16 protein-coding genes are annotated in these 17,799 nt (G+C 71.2%); 10 read left to right on the top strand and 6 right to left on the bottom strand.

The window, feature by feature from the left end:
• Position 1 precedes the first annotated feature (1 nt).
• The 4 genes from QQG74_RS00215 to QQG74_RS00200 are packed head-to-tail and all read left to right on the top strand — an operon-like array spanning position 2 to position 3,384.
• Positions 2 to 1,762 (top strand): proline--tRNA ligase, encoded by a 1,761-nt coding sequence (locus tag QQG74_RS00215; protein WP_341718282.1) that lies wholly within the window; start codon positions 2 to 4, stop codon positions 1,760 to 1,762.
• 55 nt (positions 1,763 to 1,817) lie between these two features.
• Positions 1,818 to 2,243, top strand: coding sequence for a CBS domain-containing protein (locus tag QQG74_RS00210; protein ID WP_341718281.1), 426 nt, complete (start codon positions 1,818 to 1,820; stop codon positions 2,241 to 2,243).
• A 57-nt stretch (positions 2,244 to 2,300) separates the two neighbouring features.
• Complete coding sequence (locus QQG74_RS00205) at positions 2,301 to 2,741, top strand: SufE family protein (protein WP_341718280.1); 441 nt, start codon at positions 2,301 to 2,303, stop codon at positions 2,739 to 2,741.
• 7 nt (positions 2,742 to 2,748) lie between these two features.
• A complete protein-coding gene (locus QQG74_RS00200) occupies positions 2,749 to 3,384 on the top strand; it encodes a DsbA family oxidoreductase (protein ID WP_341718279.1) in 636 nt (211 codons plus the stop codon).
• A gap of 70 nt (positions 3,385 to 3,454) precedes the next feature.
• On the opposite strand, the gene QQG74_RS00195 is transcribed toward QQG74_RS00200, so the two are convergent.
• The 4 genes from QQG74_RS00195 to QQG74_RS00180 form a co-directional block, all read right to left on the bottom strand.
• A complete protein-coding gene (locus QQG74_RS00195; protein ID WP_341721476.1) occupies positions 3,455 to 4,003 on the bottom strand; it encodes a YbaK/EbsC family protein in 549 nt (182 codons plus the stop codon).
• Between the two features lie 96 nt (positions 4,004 to 4,099).
• A complete protein-coding gene (locus tag QQG74_RS00190; RefSeq protein ID WP_341718278.1) occupies positions 4,100 to 4,294 on the bottom strand; it encodes a hypothetical protein in 195 nt (64 codons plus the stop codon).
• 37 nt (positions 4,295 to 4,331) lie between these two features.
• Positions 4,332 to 5,111 carry an NAD(P)H-binding protein gene (locus tag QQG74_RS00185; RefSeq protein WP_341718277.1) on the bottom strand — a complete coding sequence of 260 codons (780 nt, stop codon included), beginning with the start codon at positions 5,109 to 5,111 and terminating at the stop codon, positions 4,332 to 4,334.
• 69 nt (positions 5,112 to 5,180) lie between these two features.
• Positions 5,181 to 6,569 carry an MFS transporter gene (locus QQG74_RS00180; RefSeq protein WP_341718276.1) on the bottom strand — a complete coding sequence of 463 codons (1,389 nt, stop codon included), beginning with the start codon at positions 6,567 to 6,569 and terminating at the stop codon, positions 5,181 to 5,183.
• A 321-nt stretch (positions 6,570 to 6,890) separates the two neighbouring features.
• On the opposite strand from QQG74_RS00180, the gene QQG74_RS00175 reads away from it, so the two are divergent.
• A complete protein-coding gene (locus QQG74_RS00175; RefSeq protein WP_341718275.1) occupies positions 6,891 to 11,480 on the top strand; it encodes a cation-translocating P-type ATPase in 4,590 nt (1,529 codons plus the stop codon).
• Positions 11,481 to 11,498: 18 nt separating this feature from the next.
• On the opposite strand, the gene QQG74_RS00170 is transcribed toward QQG74_RS00175, so the two are convergent.
• A complete protein-coding gene (locus QQG74_RS00170; protein WP_341721475.1) occupies positions 11,499 to 12,458 on the bottom strand; it encodes an L-threonylcarbamoyladenylate synthase in 960 nt (319 codons plus the stop codon).
• A gap of 134 nt (positions 12,459 to 12,592) precedes the next feature.
• Here QQG74_RS00170 and QQG74_RS00165 point away from each other — a divergent pair, with 134 nt between their 5' ends.
• The gene (locus QQG74_RS00165; RefSeq protein WP_341718274.1) at positions 12,593 to 13,204 is read left to right on the top strand and encodes a GNAT family N-acetyltransferase; all 612 of its coding nucleotides are present in this window, start codon (positions 12,593 to 12,595) and stop codon (positions 13,202 to 13,204) included.
• Positions 13,161 to 13,577, top strand: coding sequence for a hypothetical protein (locus QQG74_RS00160; RefSeq protein WP_341718273.1), 417 nt, complete (start codon positions 13,161 to 13,163; stop codon positions 13,575 to 13,577). The genes QQG74_RS00165 and QQG74_RS00160 overlap by 44 nt, the downstream gene beginning before the upstream one ends.
• Positions 13,578 to 13,594: 17 nt before the next feature.
• On the opposite strand, the gene QQG74_RS00155 is transcribed toward QQG74_RS00160, so the two are convergent.
• Positions 13,595 to 13,930: a DUF952 domain-containing protein gene (locus QQG74_RS00155; RefSeq protein ID WP_341718272.1), complete on the bottom strand. Its 336-nt coding sequence runs from the start codon at positions 13,928 to 13,930 to the stop codon at positions 13,595 to 13,597.
• A gap of 186 nt (positions 13,931 to 14,116) precedes the next feature.
• Between QQG74_RS00155 and QQG74_RS00150 the strand changes: the two genes are divergently transcribed.
• From QQG74_RS00150 to QQG74_RS00140, 3 genes are all read left to right on the top strand, one after another.
• Positions 14,117 to 14,923 carry a hypothetical protein gene (locus QQG74_RS00150; protein ID WP_341718271.1) on the top strand — a complete coding sequence of 269 codons (807 nt, stop codon included), beginning with the start codon at positions 14,117 to 14,119 and terminating at the stop codon, positions 14,921 to 14,923.
• Between the two features lie 362 nt (positions 14,924 to 15,285).
• Complete coding sequence (locus QQG74_RS00145) at positions 15,286 to 15,903, top strand: hypothetical protein (protein ID WP_341718270.1); 618 nt, start codon at positions 15,286 to 15,288, stop codon at positions 15,901 to 15,903.
• A complete protein-coding gene (locus QQG74_RS00140) occupies positions 15,881 to 16,945 on the top strand; it encodes an XRE family transcriptional regulator (protein WP_341718269.1) in 1,065 nt (354 codons plus the stop codon). The genes QQG74_RS00145 and QQG74_RS00140 overlap by 23 nt, the downstream gene beginning before the upstream one ends.
• Positions 16,946 to 17,799: the final 854 nt, after the last annotated feature.

Raw genomic sequence — 17,799 nt, 5'->3', positions numbered from 1 at the left:
AATGCTGCTGCGGATGTCGACCACGCTGCTCCGGACCCTGCGCGAGGATCCGGCCGACGCCGAGGTGCCGAGCCACCGGCTGCTGCTGCGCGCCGGCTACATCCGCCGGGCCGCGCCGGGCGGCTACACCTGGCTGCCGCTGGGCAAGCTGGTGCTGGACCGGGTGACCGAGATCGTCCGGGCCGAACTGGTCGCGATCGGTGACCAGGAGGTGCACTTCCCGGCGCTGCTGCCGGCCGAGCCGTACCGCACCAGCGGGCGGTGGACCGAGTACGGCGACGACATCTTCACCCTGGCCGACCGGCGTGGTGCCGAGCATCTGCTCGCGCCCACCCACGAGGAGTTGGCCGCGCTGCTGGTCAAGGACCTGTTCACCTCGTACCGCGACTTCCCGGTGACGCTGTTCCAGATTCAGACCAAGTTCCGTGACGAGGCCCGGCCGCGCGCCGGACTGCTACGCGGGCGCGAGTTCCTGATGAAGGACGCGTACTCCTTCGACCTGGACGAGTCGGGCCTGCGGGCGGCGTACGACCGGCACCGGGAGGCGTACCGGCGAATCTTCGACCGGTTGGGCCTGGACTACACGGTGGTGCACGCGGTTTCGGGGGCGATGGGCGGCTCCGCGTCGGAGGAGTTCCTGGCGGCCACGCCGGTCGGCGAGGACAGCTACGTCGGCTGTACCGGTTGCGACTACGCGGCCAACACCGAGGCGGTCCGCACACCCGTACCGCCGGCCGGCGACCCGCAGGCGCAACCGGCGACCGAGGTGCACGACACCCCGGAGACGCCTACCATCGCCAGCCTGGTCGAGCTGGCCAACGAGCGTCGGCTCGCCGGACGGGCCGACTGGACCGCCGCCGACACGCTGAAGAACGTCGTGCTTACCGTACGCCGGCCGGGTGCCGAGACGGCCGAGTTGCTTGTCGTCGGGGTGCCCGGCGACCGGGAGGTGGACCTGAAGCGGCTGGCCGCCGCGCTGGCACCGGCCACCGTGGACATCTTCGACGGCTGGGCGGCGCATCCCGAGTTGGTGCGGGGCTACCTCGGCCCGCAGGTCTTCGACAAACTCGACATCCGGTACCTGGTCGACCCGCGCATCGTGCCGGGAACAGCCTGGCTGACCGGTGCGAACGAGCCGGGCCGGCACGCCACAAACGTGGTCTGCGGCCGGGACTTCACCCCCGACGGCACCGTGGAGGCCGCCGAGGTGCGCTCCGGCGACCCGTGCCCGGGATGCGTCACCGGCCGGCTGACCATGCGCCGGGGCATCGAGATCGGGCACATCTTCCAGCTCGGCCGCCGCTACACCGACGCCTTCGCGGTGGACGTGCTCGGTCCGCAGGGCAAGCCGGTCCGCCCCACGATGGGCTGCTACGGGATCGGGGTGTCCCGCGCGGTGGCGGCCATCGCCGAACAGCACCACGACGAGCGGGGACTCGTCTGGCCGGCGGCGGTCGCGCCGTGCGACGTACACCTGGTGGCCGCCGGCAAGGGTGCGCAGCTGACCGCCGCGGTCGACCTCGGCGCGCAGCTGGCCGCGGGCGGCCTGCGGGTGCTCGTCGACGACCGGGCCGGGGTCTCCGCCGGGGTGAAGTTCACCGACGCCGAGCTGATCGGCATCCCGCGCACCGTCGTGGTCGGACGCCGCCTCGCCGAGGGGTACGTCGAGCTGCGTGACCGGGCGACCGGTGAGCGGACCGACGTACCCGTCGAAAGGCTGGCGGAACTGGTGTCGAGCGAGGTACGCAGGAGCGTGGTGTAGCCGTCACAGGACGGGGTACGGCATCCCGATCGATTGACTGTGTCTGGAGGCTCTCATGACCGACTACCGGGTCGCTGACGTGATGACCAGGCAGGTGATCTACCTGCCCGCGGAGACCACCCTGGACGAGGCGGCCAAGGTGATGAAGGAGGCCGACATCGGCGACGTCGTGGTCACCGACGGCGCCAATCTGGCCGGCATCCTCACCGACCGCGACATCGTGGTCCGCGCCGTTGCCGAGAACTCAAACGCGGCAAGCACCACCATCGGTTCGATCACCACCCGGGAGGTCGTGATGATCGAGCAGTTCTGCACGGCCGCCGAGGCCGCGGCGCTGATGCGCGAGCGTGGCATCCGGCGCATCCTGGTCTGCGACAACGAACGCAAGCTGGTCGGCATCGTCTCGCTCGGCGACCTGGCGATGCAGCTCGATCCCACCTCGGCCCTCAGCGAAATCAGCGAACAGTCCCCCACGGTGTGAGGAAGGCGGGAGCCCGGGAAGCTTCGGCGGCGCGGGGCACGTCGGTAGCCTGGCGGAATGCCCGAGATGCCGAGCAAGCTGGCCGAGATCGTCGACGAGTTCGCCGCCGCGCCGCGCGACGTGGTGTTGGAGATGCTGCTGGAGTACTCCGACGCCGTACCGCCGCTGCCGGCGGATCAGGCCGGTCACGAAGGCATGGAGCAGGTGCCGGAGTGCCAGACCCCGTTCTTCCTGCGCGCCGAGGTGACGCCCGAGGGCACCGTACGCACCCTGTTCGACTGCCCGCCGGAGGCGCCGACCACCCGGGCGTTCGCCGGCATCCTCGCCGACGGGCTGGCCGGCGCCAGCCCGGAGCAGGTGCTCGCCGTACCGGATGATCTGTATCAGCGGATGGGCCTGGCGCAGGCGATCAGCCCGCTGCGGGTACGCGGCGGGACGGCCATCCTCGCCCGTCTCAAGCGGCAGATCCGGGAACAGGCCGGCGGCGCGACAGGTTGACCTGGTCATGGAGATCGACATCTACGCCGACGTGGTCTGCCCGTGGTGCTGGATCGGCAGGCGTCGCCTGGAGCAGGCTCTGACCTCGTACGACGGCAAGGTGACCGTGCGGCATCGGCCCTTCCAGCTCGACCCGTCGCCGGTGACCGAGCCGGTGCCGCTGCTCGACGCGCTGGCTGCCAAGTTCGGCGGTCCGGAGCGGGCCCGGCAGATGGCCGCGCAGGTCACCGAGGTCGGCGCGAGCGTCGGGCTCGAACTGAACTTCGAGCGCGCCATCGCGGCCAACACCTTCGACGCGCATCGACTGCTCAACTGGGCCGGTGACCGGGGCCGCGGCGATGCGGCGGTCGAGGCACTGCACCGGGCACACTTCACCGACGGCGTCGACATCGGCTCCCGGGACGCGCTCGCACAGATCGCCGCCGGCATCGGTCTGGACGGCACCGAGGCCCGCCGGTTCCTCGACTCCACCGAGGGGTCGGCGGAGTTGACCGCCGAACTGGCCGCCGCCCGGCAACTCGGGGTGACCAGCGTGCCCACCTTCGTGCTCGCCGGCAAGTACGCGGTGACCGGCGCCCAGGAACCGGAAACCCTGCTCGCCGCCCTCGCCGAGGTCGACGAGCGGGAGTCGTCCGCGGGCTGAGCAACGGCGCTGCCGGCATCGCCGGGGCCGTCGATGTTTCACGTGCAACAACATCGACGTCGATCGACGGTCAGGCTGGCCGGGCCAGGTCCTCCACCACCCGGGCGCCGGGGAGCGCGGCCAGCGCCGCACCGGGTAGCGCGATCTTGCTGTGCCGTACGCCGGAACCGACGATGACGTACGGCATGGCAGCCACCCGCGCGTCGACCAGGATCGGCCACTGCGCGGGCAGGCCGATCGGGGTGATGCCGCCGTACTCCATGCCGGTCGACTCGACCGCGTCGGCCATCGGCGCAAAGCTCGCCTTACGGACGTCCAGCGCCCGCCGGGCCACCCCGTTGACGTCGGCTCTGGTCGTGGCGAGCACCAGGCAGGCCGCGTACCGGAGCACTCCCTCGCGCTTGCCGGCGACCACCACGCAGTTCGCCGACTCGTCCAGGCCCACCTCGTACGCCGCACAGAAGGCGGCGGTGTCGGCGAGCTCGGGGTCGATCGGCGCCACCAGCACCGAGTCGACGTCCACCGGGGCATCGGCGGGCCACTGGGCCAACGCCGTGCTGACCGCCGGGGCCAGCAGGTCAGGCCGGGTACGCGCCGGCTCGGTCTGCAACGATCCCATCACGGGGGTGATCGTCGCATCCGGCACCCGGCCCGGTCACCAGCACCCGCCACCGTCCCACCACGAGCACCGGCGAGTCACCCGAGACGTCGGCGGTCAGCCGTTGGTGAGGAAGCCGTGATCCCGAAGCATCGCCTGGTCCCGGGCCGCGGCCATCTCCTCCGCCCGCTGCGCCTGGACTCGCCGGACCTCGATGTCCTCAAGCGCATGCCGGACGGCGAGCCGGATCACCCCGTAGAGGAAGACGAACCCGCAGACGTACAGGAGGCTGGTCGCGATGAAGGTGAGCATGGGCCGACGGTAGGCCGAGCACGAACGAGAATAATTGTCATCTTGTCCCGGTTCGCCCGTACGTGTCGGTCAGGTAGTCGGCCCACGTCCGCCGGCCCGTCGGTTGCGCGGCGGTGACCAGGCCACCCGAACGCAACTCCCGACCGAGCCGCCCGGGATAGCGCAGCGGCAGCACCGGACGGCGGGAGTTGCGTGCCCGCCGCCACATCCGTACCGCCTCGTCGAAACGCTGCACCTCGGGACCGCCGTACTCGACGATGCCGTTGCGGGGCCCGGCACGCAGCAACTCGATCAGCTTCTCCGCCACCTCGCCCGTGTCGACCGGCTGCGCCACCACCGCTCGGTCCCCGATCACCGGGCCGAACCGACTGGCGGCGTGCAGCAGTTGGTCGATGAACTCCAGGAACTGGGTGGCCCGTAACACCGTCCACGGCACCGCACCAGCCGCCACGACCTGCTCGGCGGCCAACTTGTGCCGGTAGTACGCGTACGGCACCCGGTCCACGCCGACGATCGAGACGAACACCAGGTGCCGTACGCCGGCCGTCGCGGCGGCCTCGACCAGCCGGCGGGTGCCGGCCACGTCGATCTCCCGGCTGCGCCGTCCGGGCGAGGAGGCCAGGTGCAGCACGGCGTCCATCCCGGCCACCGCCTCGGCGACCCCCGCACCGGTGGCCAGGTCCGCGACCATCCACTCGAACCCGGGGGCGGTACGCACCCGCCGGCTGACGCCCCGCACCTCGAATCCCGCCGCAGGCAGCCGGGGCAGCAGCGCCCTGCCCAGCGTTCCGCTCGCTCCGGTGACCAGTACCCGCATGTCGACCTCTTTCGTCGGATAACCGGACGACGGGTCGGGCGGACGACGGCGTGACAATTGTGACCCGACTCACCGGGTCGGTGGCACCACCCGGCCGGCGAGCAGCACACCAACCAGCGCCAGCCCGGCGGCCACCACGAGGGTGCCCGCGTAACTGCCCGGTCCGGGCGCCGCCCCGGCGGCGAGCACCGTGCCGGTCAGCGCCAGCACGGCCGCCGCCGCGAGGGAGTCGCACAGTTGCAGCGAGGAACTGTTGCGGCCCTGCTCGCCGGGGACGGACAGTTCCAGGGTGAGCACCGACAGGGACGGGTAGAGCAGACCCATGCCGAGACCGGCCACCGCCCAGCCGAACACGCCCACCCAGACCGGCACCGCCGGCGCGACGGTGCCGCCCACCACCGCGGTGCCGACGGTGATGCAGCCGAGTCCCACTCTCGGCAGGGTGGCCCGGGACCGGGGTGCCCGGATCCGGCCCTGCACCCAGGAGCCCAACGACCAGCTGAGCGCGCCGGTGGTCAGCACCAGCCCGGCCGCCGTGGGCGAGAAACCGCGCTCCCGGGACAGCATCAACGGGATCACCACCTCGGCGGCGACGAAGGCCCCGGAGGCCAGCCCGCGCAGGCCGACCACGGTGGGCAGGCCCCGCCCGGCGCGCAGGAAACCGGCGGGCAGCAGTCGTGGCGCACAGACCAGCAGCCCGACCAGGGCCAGCCCGACCAGGGCCACGGCGGTAGCGCCACGCTGCTGGCCCCCGATGTGCAACAGTGCGGCGCTCACCCCCGCCCCGCAGGCCCAGCCGATCCGCCCCCACGTGTGCGCCCGCCGCCGGAGGGGCGCATCCGCACTCCGGGCCGGGCCGATCGACCGCAGACCCGGGTGGATCAGCAGCACCGCCGGCACCGCCACCAGCGGCACCGCCAGGAAGACCCAGCGCCAGCCGAAGTGTTCCACCACCAGCCCGGCCACCAGCGGCCCGACCAGCGACGGTACGACCCACGCGGCGGCGAACGCGGCGAAGATCCGGCGGTGCAGGTGTTCCGGATACGCCTGCGCCACGATGACGTAGAGGGCGACCGACAGCAGGCCGGAGCCGAAGCCCTGCACGATCCGGCCGACCACAAGCGCGCCCATCGCAGTCGCCCCGCCGGCCAGCAACAAGCCGGCGACGAACCCGGCCAGCCCGACCCACATCGGGGCGCGCGGCCCCCGCGAGTCACACCAGGCACCGGAGAGCACCATCGCCACCACGCCGGCGGCGAACGGGCCGCCGAAGGCGATCCCGTAGAGGGCCAGCCCGTCCAGGGCGCGTGCGACGGTCGGCATGGCGGTGCCCACCGCAAGCGCCTCGAACGCCAGCAGCGAAACAAGCGCCACGCTGCCCACCGTCATCGCCCGCAGCCGAGGAACGAGCAGCGAACCCGCCGTGATCGGCGGCGGCGGTTCAGCGGTGACGGTCATGCCCCAAGCCTCGGACCTCAACCCACCTTGAGGTCAACTGTGACCGCGCTTACTCCGCCACCCATCCCGGTCCGCCCGGCCCGAGTCCGGCCCGCCCCCGCGCCCGCCCATTCCGAGTCCACCCATTCCGAGTCCACCCATCCCGCGTCCGCCATCCCGGTCCGCCCGGTCGGTGCCGAGCAGGAAACTGCACCGTCCCGACGGGCATAAGGGACGCGCCGGTGGGAAGCCAGGCCGCCGGGTACGAACGGTAGGAGGCGACATGCGGCACGGCAGGAGCAGCGGGCGGCCGGTGGACCACCTGACCCGTCGTACCGGTCGATGACCGCCCTGGGCGACCTCACCCGTCGCCTCCGGCCGCCGGTCGCCGTCCCGCCGCTGGTGCACGACGCCACCCGCGGCGTCGGTGCCGCCGCCGGTCGGCTGGCCCGCACGCTCGGCCTGACCAGCCGGCGGGTCTGGTCCCGCCCGGGCCGCTACCACATCGAGGTGCACGGCGTCTGCCAGGACGGCGGGGACACGCTGGCCCGCCAGGTCGAGGCGGCGTTGGAACGGATGCCGGGCGTCCGCTGGGCCCGGGTCAACGCGCCGTCCGGGCGGGTGGTCGTGGCGGTCGGTACGCCGGAACCGAAGCTGCGCGACCTGATCAGCACCATCGCCCGCACCGAACGCACCTGCCCGCACGAACCGGACCCGGAGATCCCCCCACCGCATCCGCCGGAGGAAGGACCGCGCACCGCTCGTACGCTCGGCGCGCTCGCCTCCGACGCGCTCGGGCTCACCATCTCCGCAGCCACCCGGATCCTGCCCGTCACCCCGGTCCCGGCCGAGGTGGCCGGTCTGCTCGCGGCGGTCGACCTGCACCCGAAGCTGCACGCCCTGGCCGGCCTGGGCATCCGTCGCGACCCCCGCGCCGAGGTGCTCTTTCCGCTCGCCGAAGCGGTGGTGCAGGGCCTCACCGGCGGCTGGGCCGGCATCGTGCTCGACGGGGCACAGCGCGTCGTGCAGTGGGGCGAAGGACTCGCCCAGCAACGCACCTGGACCAAGGCCGAGCCGCAACTCACCGGCGAGCCGGACCGGGCCGTCGCCCGCGCGCCGCTGGACGAACGCCCCTGCCCGAAACCGCACGGCCCGGTCGAGCGGTACCGCAGCCGGATGCTCGCCAGCGGAGCCGCGACCTTCGCCGCAGCGACGCCGGTGGTCGGCCCGAAACGGGCCGCCGCACTGGGCCTCGCCGCGCTGCCGAAGGCACCCGGCAGCGGTCGCGAGGGGTACGCCGCCCAACTCGGCCGCATCCTCGCCAGGCGCGGCGTCATCGCGATGGACCGCGGTGTGCTGCGGGAACTGGACCGGATCGACACCCTCGTCCTGGACGCCCGGGTACTCGGCTCCGACCGGTGCGTACTGGCCGACCTCGCCCCGCTGCCCGGCGCCGACACGTCGCAGGTCGCCGCGCGGGCGTTCGAACTCTTCGAACCGGCGGCCCCGGCCGACGTACGCCACCTGGACGGCTGGCGGCTCGGTCCGCTGGACCGCCTCGGCGCCCGCGACCCCGGCGACACCAACGACAGCCGCCGGCTGCGCGAACGCGGCAGCGACCTGCTCGGCCTCGCCAAGGGCGACGCCCTGGCGGCCCTGCTGCGGGTCGAGCCGGAACCGGCACCGGGCGTCGACGCCCTACCCACCATCGCCCGCCAGGCCGGCTTACGGCTCATCGTGGCCGGCGACGACGCCCAACGGTACGGCGCCGACGCGCTGATCTCCGGCGGCGACCGGCTCACCGAATCGGTACGCGCCCTGCAACGCGCGGGCTCGGTGGTCATGCTGGTCTCCGGAGACCGGTCGGCGCTCGCCGCGTCCGACTGCGGACTGGGCTTCGCCGAGCCGGAGGCGCTTCCGCCGTGGGGCGCACACCTGCTGGTCGGCACCGATCTGCGGAGCGTCGCGCTCATCGTCGAAGCGGCCGGGGTGGCCCGCCGGATGACCGCGCAGAACATGCGGATCGGCCTGGCCGGCACCGGCCTCGGTGCCCTCACCGCGCTCACCACAAGTCCCCTGCACCTGCCGCGCCGCACGCTCGCCTCGGTCAACGGCGCCGCGGCCCTGGCCTTCGCCCACGGCGTGTGGCGGGCCAGCCGAATCTCCGACCGCACCGACTCACCCGCACCCGCGATCACCGCCTGGCACCTGATGCCGGTGCCCACCGTCCTCGACCAACTCGACACCGGACCGGACGGACTCACCGAAGCCGAGGCCGAACGCCGACAGGCCGCCGGCCCCGGCGAGACGCCCGGCCCGGGCGGCCTGCTGCGGGCCTTCGTCGACGAGTTGTCAAACCCGCTCACCCCGGTACTCGCCGCCGGTGCGGCGCTCTCCGCCAGCTTCGGCTCGCTTGTCGACGCCGCCCTCGTCGGCGGGGTGATCGGCGGATCCGCGCTGGTCGGCGCGGTGCACCAGCGCAACACCGAGAAGGCGCTGTCCGAACTGCTGTCCCGCTCGGCGGTCACCGCCCGGGTCCGCCGCGCCGGCACCGAACGGGTGGTACCCGCCGACGATCTGGTGCCCGGCGACGTGATCGTGCTCGACTCCGGCGACGCCGTACCGGCCGACTGCCGGGTGCTGGAGGCGGTCGGGCTGGAGGCCGACGAGTCCTCCCTGACCGGCGAGTCGCTGCCGGTCACCAAGACCGAACAGCCGGTGGTGGCCGCCGCCGTGGCCGAACGCCGCTCGATGCTGTACGAGGGCACCACGATCGCCGCCGGGCACGGCATCGGCGTGGTGGTGGCCACCGGGGCCGACACCGAGGCCGGACGGAGCCTGGCCCTGGCCCAGCAGGCGCCACCCGGCGGAGGAGTCGAAGCACGGCTGGGCCGGCTGACCCGTACCGCCCTTCCGCTGGCCGCCGGGTCGGCCGTGGCGGTGGTCGGCGCCGGGCTGCTGCGCGGCGTACCCCTGGCCCAGACGGCGGCGACCGCGGCGAACCTGGCCGTCGCCTCGGTGCCCGAGGGGCTGCCGTTCCTGGTCAGCGCCGCCCAACTGGCCGCCGCCCGGCGGCTGGCCGAACACCGCGCGCTGGTCCGCAACCCGCGCACCATCGAGGCGCTGGGGCGGGTCGACGTGCTCTGCTTCGACAAGACCGGCACCCTCACCGAGGGCCATCTGATGCTCGCCGCGGTGGGCGACACCGACGGGTACGCGCCGGTGGACCGGCTCGACGAGCGGCTGCGGCGCACCCTCGCGACGGCGCTGCGGGCCACCCCCGCCGCCGCCGACCCGGCGGAACTGTCCATGCAGACCGACCAGGCGGTGCGGCGCGGCGCTACCGCCGCAGGCGTCTGCGAGCAGACCGGCGCACCGGACTGGTCGGCCCGGGGCGGCCTGCCGTTCGAACCGTCCCGCGGCTACCACGCCAGCGTCGGCGAGACGCAGGGACGGACGCTGCTCAGCGTCAAGGGCGCGCCGGAGAAGGTGCTGCCCCGCTGCACCACCCGCCGCAGCGGCGGCCGAGACCTGCCGCTCGACGACGCCGGTCGGGCCGAACTGCACCGGCTGCTCGCCGAGCGGGCCAAGGCCGGTCACCGGATCCTCGCCGTCGCCGAGTCCGTCATCGACGACCCCGCCATCACCGACGACAACGTGCAGGACCTGGTCTTCACCGGCTTCCTGGCGCTCGCCGACGTGGTACGCACCAGCGCCGCGCCGGCCGTCCGCCGGATCCGGCAGGCCGGCGTCCACACCATCATGATCACCGGTGACCACCCGGCGACCGCAGAGGCGATCGCCGCCGCCATCAGCGACGGGGACGCCCAGCGGGTGGTCACCGCGATCGAACTCGACCAGCTCGACGACGACGCCCTGGCCGCCCGGCTCGCCGCCACCGACGTGGTGGCCCGCTGCACCCCGGCACACAAGGTCCGCATCATCCAGGCCCTTCAGAAGTACGGGCGTACCGTCGCGATGACCGGCGACGGCGCCAACGACGCACCCGCCATCCGGCTCGCCGACGTCGGCATCGCCCTCGGTCAACGGGGCACCCCGGCGGCCCGCGCAGCGGCCGACCTGGTGGTCACCGACGACCGGCTGGAGACCATCATCGCCACGCTTGTCGAGGGCCGGGCGATGTGGTCGTCGGTACGGCACGCGCTGAGCATCCTGGTCGGCGGCAACCTCGGTGAGATCGCCTTCAGCGTGCTTACCGCCGCCGCCACCGGTCGGGCCGCGCTCAACGGCCGCCAACTGCTCCTGGTCAACCTGCTCACCGACATGGCTCCCGCGCTGGCGATCGCCGTCCGGCCACCCGGCGACAGCGCACACGCCGACGACCTGCTCCGCGAGGGACCGGACAACTCGCTCGGCGCGACAATGACCCGGGAGATCGGGCTGCGTGCCGCCGCCACCACGCTCGGCGCCACCGCCGGTTGGGCGTTGGCCCGCTACACCGGTACCCGCCGACGCGCCGGCACCGTCGCGCTGGTCTCCCTGGTCGGTACGCAGCTCGGCCAGACGGTGCTGGCCGGCGGCACCAGCCCCGCCGTGCTCGCCTCCACCGCCGCCTCGGTCGGTGCGCTGGTCCTGGTGGTGCAGACCCCCGGGGTGAGCCACTTCTTCGGCTGCACCCCGCTCGGCCCGGTCGGCTGGACCATCGCGACCGGTTCCGCGCTCGGCGCCACCCTGGCCAACGGCGCCCTCACCCGGCTGGTCGCCCGGCTCCCGCAGCCCGACGACGCACCGCCCGGCCCCTCGCCCGAGCAGCACCACGACGTGCAGCACCGCGACGTGCAGCACCGCGACGTGCAGCACCGCGACGTGCAGCACCGCGACGTGCAGCAGGCCGGCGGAACGCCGCACGATGGCGCGAAGCAGCACGGCGAGATCGGGCGGGTGGCCGAGCCGGTGGAGCAGACGTCCTGACCGGCCGGTCCGCCCGATCTAGTGTGGCCGCCAGGTGGCAGCCGCCCGGCGCAGCCGGTCGTTGACCGCCCGCCCGACGCCCGTCTCCGGCACCGGCTCGGCGACGATCTCGCTGATTCCGGTCGCGTCCAACCGGTGCAGCGCCTCGAAGAGTCGCGCCGCCGCCTCGGTCAGGTCACCCGACGCCGAGAGCACCTCCACCGCCGCCCAGTCGCCGGCCGGCCGGTCCCGGAACGCCAGGTAACCCCGCTGGTCTCCGCCCTCAACCGGCGGCGCACCATCGGCCAGCAACCGCAGCGGCGTACCCGGGGCGTAGTGCGCGGCCAGCGCGCCCGGCGCGACCGGCTGACCCGAGTTGCCCAGGCGGATGGACACCGGGCCGGTGACCTTCTCCACCTCCTCGACCGGCAGCGCGCCGAGCCGCAGCACCACCGGACGGTCGCCGCGCGCGTCCACGATCGTGGACTCGATGCCGCAGCGGGTCGGCCCGCCGTCGAGCACCACCTCCACGGCGGCCCCCAGCCCCTGCACCACGTGCTCGGCGCGGGTCGGGCTGAGCTGGCCGAACCGGTTCGCACTCGGCGCGGCCACCGGCACACCCGCAGCGGCGATCAGCCGGCGTGCGTACCCGTTGTCCGGCACCCGGATCGCCATCGTGGCCAGGCCCGAGGTGACGATCGGCGGGATCGCGTCCGGCCGGTCCACGATCAGCGTCAGCGGCCCCGGCCAGAACCGGTCCACCAGCGCTGTCACGCTCGGCGGCACCGGCCCCACCAGCGGCTCCAGATCGGCCGCATCGGCAAGATGGGTGATCAGCGGATCGAAACTCGGCCGCTGCTTCGCCTCGAAGATCCGGGCCGCCGCCCGCGCGTCCAACGCATTCGCGCCCAGGCCGTAGACGGTCTCGGTGGGAAAGGCCACCAACCCGCCCGTACGCAGCACAGCGGCGGCCTCGGCAAGATCACCGTCGGCAGGCAGGACGCGGGGAGATCCGGTACTCACGTCCTCAGACGCTACCGCCCGGCCGATCCCGCTCCCCGGCACACTCAGGCTCATCGCATGACCGGTCAAAACGTGATGACGTTTACCGGAAGCACCGGCAAGATGGCCGGGTGCGGATCCGCGAGGTTCGGCAGGACGAGCTGGCTGCCCTACAGGTCATCGAGCGCGCCGCCGGAGAGTGCTTTCGAGATGTCGGCATGCCGCAGATCGCCGACGACGACCCGCTGCCACTTGACGTACTTGCCCGATACCACGAGGCGGGCCGGGCCTGGGTCGCCACGGACGCCACCGACACACCCACCGGCTACCTGATCGCCGACATGGTCGACGGCAACCACCACGTCGAGCAGGTCTCGGTACATCCCCGGTGGGCCCGGCGCGGGATCGGGCGTCAACTGCTCGCCCACCTCGCCGAGCAGGCAACCGCCACCGGCGTACCCGCACTGACCCTCACCACGTTCGCCAATGTGCCGTGGAACGCCCCGTACTACGTCCGCTGCGGATTTCAGACCCTCGACGACAGCGCCCTCACCCCCGGTCTCCGGGCCATCCGCCGACGCGAGGCCGAACATGGGCTGGACCGCTGGCCCCGGGTCTGCATGCGCCGAGACCTTTGGTCCATGTCGGAAGATCGGCGAAAGGTGCTGGACCATCGCGGTCAACGGGGAGGCAAGGATCATGGACGAGGTCGAGGCCCTGGTGCGGCTGGCGAGGTCAGCTGACTTTTCGGATCGGGCGCATGCCGGCATCGAGCTGAGCAGGTTCGCCGGAACCGTCGATGAGGTGCTGCTGGAACTCCTGCTGGACGACGAGAACGGCTACCCCGTCCAGATGACAGCGGAAGCCCTGATCAAGCGGGGCGATGCAGCAGCACTTCGTCCGTTTGCCGCAGCCTGGCATCGGGCCGGCGCGGCGGACGACAGCCAGATCCTCGACCACCTTTACGGCGCCACCAGCTACGGCCGCTGGCTCGACGCGACCGATTCCCGGCGTACCGGTCTCCAGGCGGTGTTGGCAACCCTCCTCGATGACCGGGACGAAGCGGTGCGCAAGGGTGCCGAGAGTCTGATCGCCGCGTTCAGCAGCCACAGCTAGTGCCCCTGCTGCACGACCTAGAGCTGCGGTAGCGCACCGTCCACCGACGACGCCCCCGCCACCCGGTACACCGCGACCACAGCGTCGCGCGGCAGCGTCGAATACACGTGTGGGAAGGGCTCGCCGTTGGGAGCGTCCTCCCAGCGGACGGACTCACCGAGCATCTCCGTGTCGAGGGCGGCGACCACCAACTCCGGCTCCTGCTCGAACACTCGCAGGGCCGTAGCACCTACCTGCTCGCGCGCGGAGCAGTGGATGAAACCGCTACTGCGGTCCAACGGCGAGCCGTCAAAACGCCCGGTGGCCTCGAACTCAGCCCACTCGCCAGGCAGAAGGATCTTGTAGATCAACATGACCTACGGTGGCAGTCGGAGAGCCGAATCGTCCACAGGGTTTGCCCGTCGCGCGCCGCCCCGCCGCTGCTTGGGTCGCTGCGTGTGCCTCTGTCGCCGATCTCCGCGCCCGCTGAGCTGCGCTAACATCCCACGGCCAGCGACCGTGACGCAGCTTGGAAGCCAGCCGGGCAAGAGGAGATGGTCTTGAACAGGAAGGCCGCAGCGCAGCTTGGCGGCGGGATCGTCGCGTGCGTCCTGGCGCTCGGTTGCAGTCAGGGGGCGACCACGCCCGAGTTGATGCCCACGCCCACGCCGACCCGATCGGTTGCGGCCCTGCCGAAGAAGCCCGCGCCCGTGCCTGCACCACGGGCACTGACCCTGCCGGTCGGGCACAAGATGAACCCCGCCCAGTGGTGCAACACCTACGCCGCGGCATTCCTCGAACTCGACGCCAAGCGCGACAAGATAACCGAGCTGCGCAGGAACAAGTACAAGAACGGGGTCGTCCTCGACAACACCAAGCGCAAGGCGCGGGCCGACGCAATCTGGGCCGAGGTCGCAGCGTTCGATCCTGGGCAGGCAATCGCCGATGCGCTCGCGTCGCTGCCCCACTCCAGCTACGAGGAGGCGGCGCTGGCCGCCCCGGACGGAGCAAACGCCAACCCGGTGAACGTCGACATGTGGCGCGCCTACGACAAGGTCGGGCGGGCCCGCGACTACTACGAGGAGGAGTGGAACAGCACGCTGCTGGGACCGGATGACGCCGACGGAGCCCGCAGTTACGCCTCACGGTCTCTCACTGAAGCCATCGGCACCCCGTCGACCGGAAAGCCCGGCTCGGGCAAGACCGGCCTCTGCTACGTCCAGCAGCCCTGGGAGAAGTCGTCGAATGGCACGGAAACCGGCGGCACCGGAGGCATTCGTGGCGGCGGCAGCAGCGCCGGCTGCGAGTACCACGGTCGCCCCAGAGCAACGTGGAAGGTCTGGCGCTGGGGCGACTGGAGCTGCTGAAAGAGCCTGACTGCACTCGGCAGTGAGCGCAGCCGTGGTGCTGGTGGAGCCCAGGGGACTCGAACCCCTAACCCCTGCCTTGCAAAGATCAAGACTGCTGTCGGCGGGCGTCGGCTACCGCCGCTGGCCTGCTCGCTCCGTCGGCCTGGGTCTGCTGAGGACCGGGCGGGTCGGTTGGCTTGGCTGTACGGATGGCTGTACAGCCTTGCACCCTGCCGCAGGAATCCCCTCTCCGGGATTCCCGCTCTCGCACAGGCGTTCGACCTGAGTTACCCTCGCGTATCTCGTGCGGCAGGGATAGCCCCACACCGCGCCGAACCGGAGGGCTTGAGTGTGAAATCTGGGGTGATAATATCACCGGCATGGCCACCGACGCCGAGCGCGAGTTCATCCTGGCTGCCCTCGCCCCCATCTGTGAGCCCCTGCACGAGGCGCTCACGAAGGGCAGCGAGCGAGCTCTTGCACACTTCAAGCGTCACGACATGAGCGTCAGGGACTTCGCCCCCTTCGTGGCGCACCTGACTCGCGGTCACGTCATCAACATCCTGTGTGACAAGAAGCTGGGTGACTGGCGGGTGGCTCGGCGGCGGCCGAACGGTCAGGCGCTCCTCCACAACGGAGCGATGAACCTCCGGCTTCTCCGCCCGAACCACGAGGGCGCCATCCCCGCCCCGGGGCCGAATCAGGCTCGGATCGACTACTACCGGAACCCGAACCGGACCCTCTTCGGACCTGCTTCGAGCAAGCTGATCGGGATCTGGACCTTCGACGAGGAAGTCGGACAGCCTGAGGTTCGCGTGGTTCGTCCGATTGGAGCCTGGAAGAACGGGCAGAAGGCTAGGCTTGACTTGGACTTCATCCTGCCCGAGGACCCGGACGAGCTGAACAACCTGGAGTTCGTGCCGACCGATGAGGGGTTGACCCTGCCAATTGCGTTCGAGGAAGGGGATGGTGGAGGTGTCTACGGCACTGGCGGGTGAGCGGATCCGCGCTGTTCGTCGCCTGCTCGGCATTTCTCAAATCGAACTTGCCGAGGCGGCCGGTGTCAGCCAATCCCTTATCTCGCAAGTCGAGAACGGCGTAAAGGAGGCAACCGATGACCTCCTTTACGCCGTTGCGTCTGCAACGAACACCCCGAAGTTATTCTTCGACATTCTCCCACCAGAGATTCCCCTTGGTTCACTTCGCTTCAGGAAGGCCGCCAGCGCAAGGGTTGGGGACACTAAGCGCGTAAAGGCACTCTTTGACGAAGCGTATCGGGTGGTTTCCGCACTCTTCGCCGAGACTCACTATCCGTTGCCTGATCTCCCTATCGCCCAGGGGGACATCACCAACGATGACATCGAACGGCTAGCAAACGAAACTCGCGAAGCGCTGCAGATTGGGGACGACGGACCAATCCGCCACCTGACGCGATCCTGTGAGCGCGCAGGCATTGCGATCGTACCGCTGACCCTACCGGGAAGCCACGACGCATCAGACGAAATCGTGGGGCATTTTGGCATCTCGTTTTGGCCCAGCAAAGAAGAGCCTGCGCTAGTTGGGTACTTCAGCAATGGCTCCGGAGACCGACTGCGCTACACATTAGCTCACGAGCTTGGCCATCTCGTTCTCCATACTCGGCGTCGGACGGCGGTGGACCCGGAAGCCGAAGCGAATAGATTCGCCGGGGCGCTGCTGATGCCCCAAGAGAGAGCGAAGACGGTTTTCGAGGCTGATTTAACACTGAAGGAATACGCTCGCCTTAAGGCACATTGGGGAATTTCAATCCAAGCACTGGTCATGCGCGCCGCACATCTCGACCTTATTAGCGAGGAAAGAAAGTCCTCGCTCTTTCGCCAGATCTCGGCCAGGGGTTGGCGAAAGCAAGAGCCCGTCATGGTGCACCCGGAGCAACCAATGCTTGTCAACCATCTCATGGCAATTAAGTACGGCAACTCCGGGACTTATGCCAAGGCTTCCGAAAAGCTCGCGTTGGGAGCGATGGTTTTGCGATCCCTGGCACCGAAAATGGCTGCGTAGCCTGCACCGAACGCGCCGCTCACGCCATAGCTGCCATCCCGTCTGCCGCCGACCCACACCACGGTGGAGCGGGCCAGGGCCAGGGTGACAAGGTGGAGCGCCCTACCGGACGTACGACCTTGTCGCCCTGGCCCTGGTCTGCTCGGCTTGCCTGGGTCGGCGGTGGACGGGATGGCATCCCCCAACCACTACCACCCACGGCCGCAACCGTTCGGCAACTCCATCCCGGAGTCGTCTGGCCCCCGCCGGAGGCACAAGCTTTAACCCCAACCCCTGCTCCACCCCTCCGCCCCTTCCCCACCTTCACCTCTTCCCCACCTCGGACCCGTGAGCGGTCGGCGTGATTCCGTTCGGCAACTCGACTGGCCCGGCCGTCGACCGGTCCGCGGTTCCCGTCGTGAGGCTGAATGTGTGAAGTGAGGTAGGACGTTGTCGCCCTGGTCCCGGTCGACCTCCGGGACTCGTCACCGGTTCCCTTCACGGAACCACGGGTGACGCGCGGGGCGGGGCGTGGGGTTCGGGCCGGCTGACTTACCGCCCCGCCGCCGAAGGCGGGCGGGGCGGCGGCTCCGTCAGGAGCCGGTTACCGCGCCCCGGCCCGCGCCGCGCGGAGCGCGCTTGATCTAGTACAGGCCAATTCGGCAACAGATCACAGAAAGCTCCGAGCCGACCAAGACCAACCACGACACCCACCTACCCGACCGACCGGCACCCATGCACCCGCAACGATCGAGCAACCCGCGACTCGCAACGGCGTCCGTCCGAAACGAGCTGTCTACCCGGAGCCGCGCTCTGCCGTTCCCTGGGATCTCTTCTGCTGAGTCCTCGTGCTCTGCCAGCTCTCTGCCTGGCCC

It is taken from the genome of Micromonospora sp. FIMYZ51, assembly GCF_038246755.1.
Lineage (GTDB): Bacteria > Actinomycetota > Actinomycetes > Mycobacteriales > Micromonosporaceae > Micromonospora.
The sequence above is the reverse complement of the archived record's forward strand: the minus strand, read 5'-3'. Positions and strand labels throughout refer to the sequence as shown.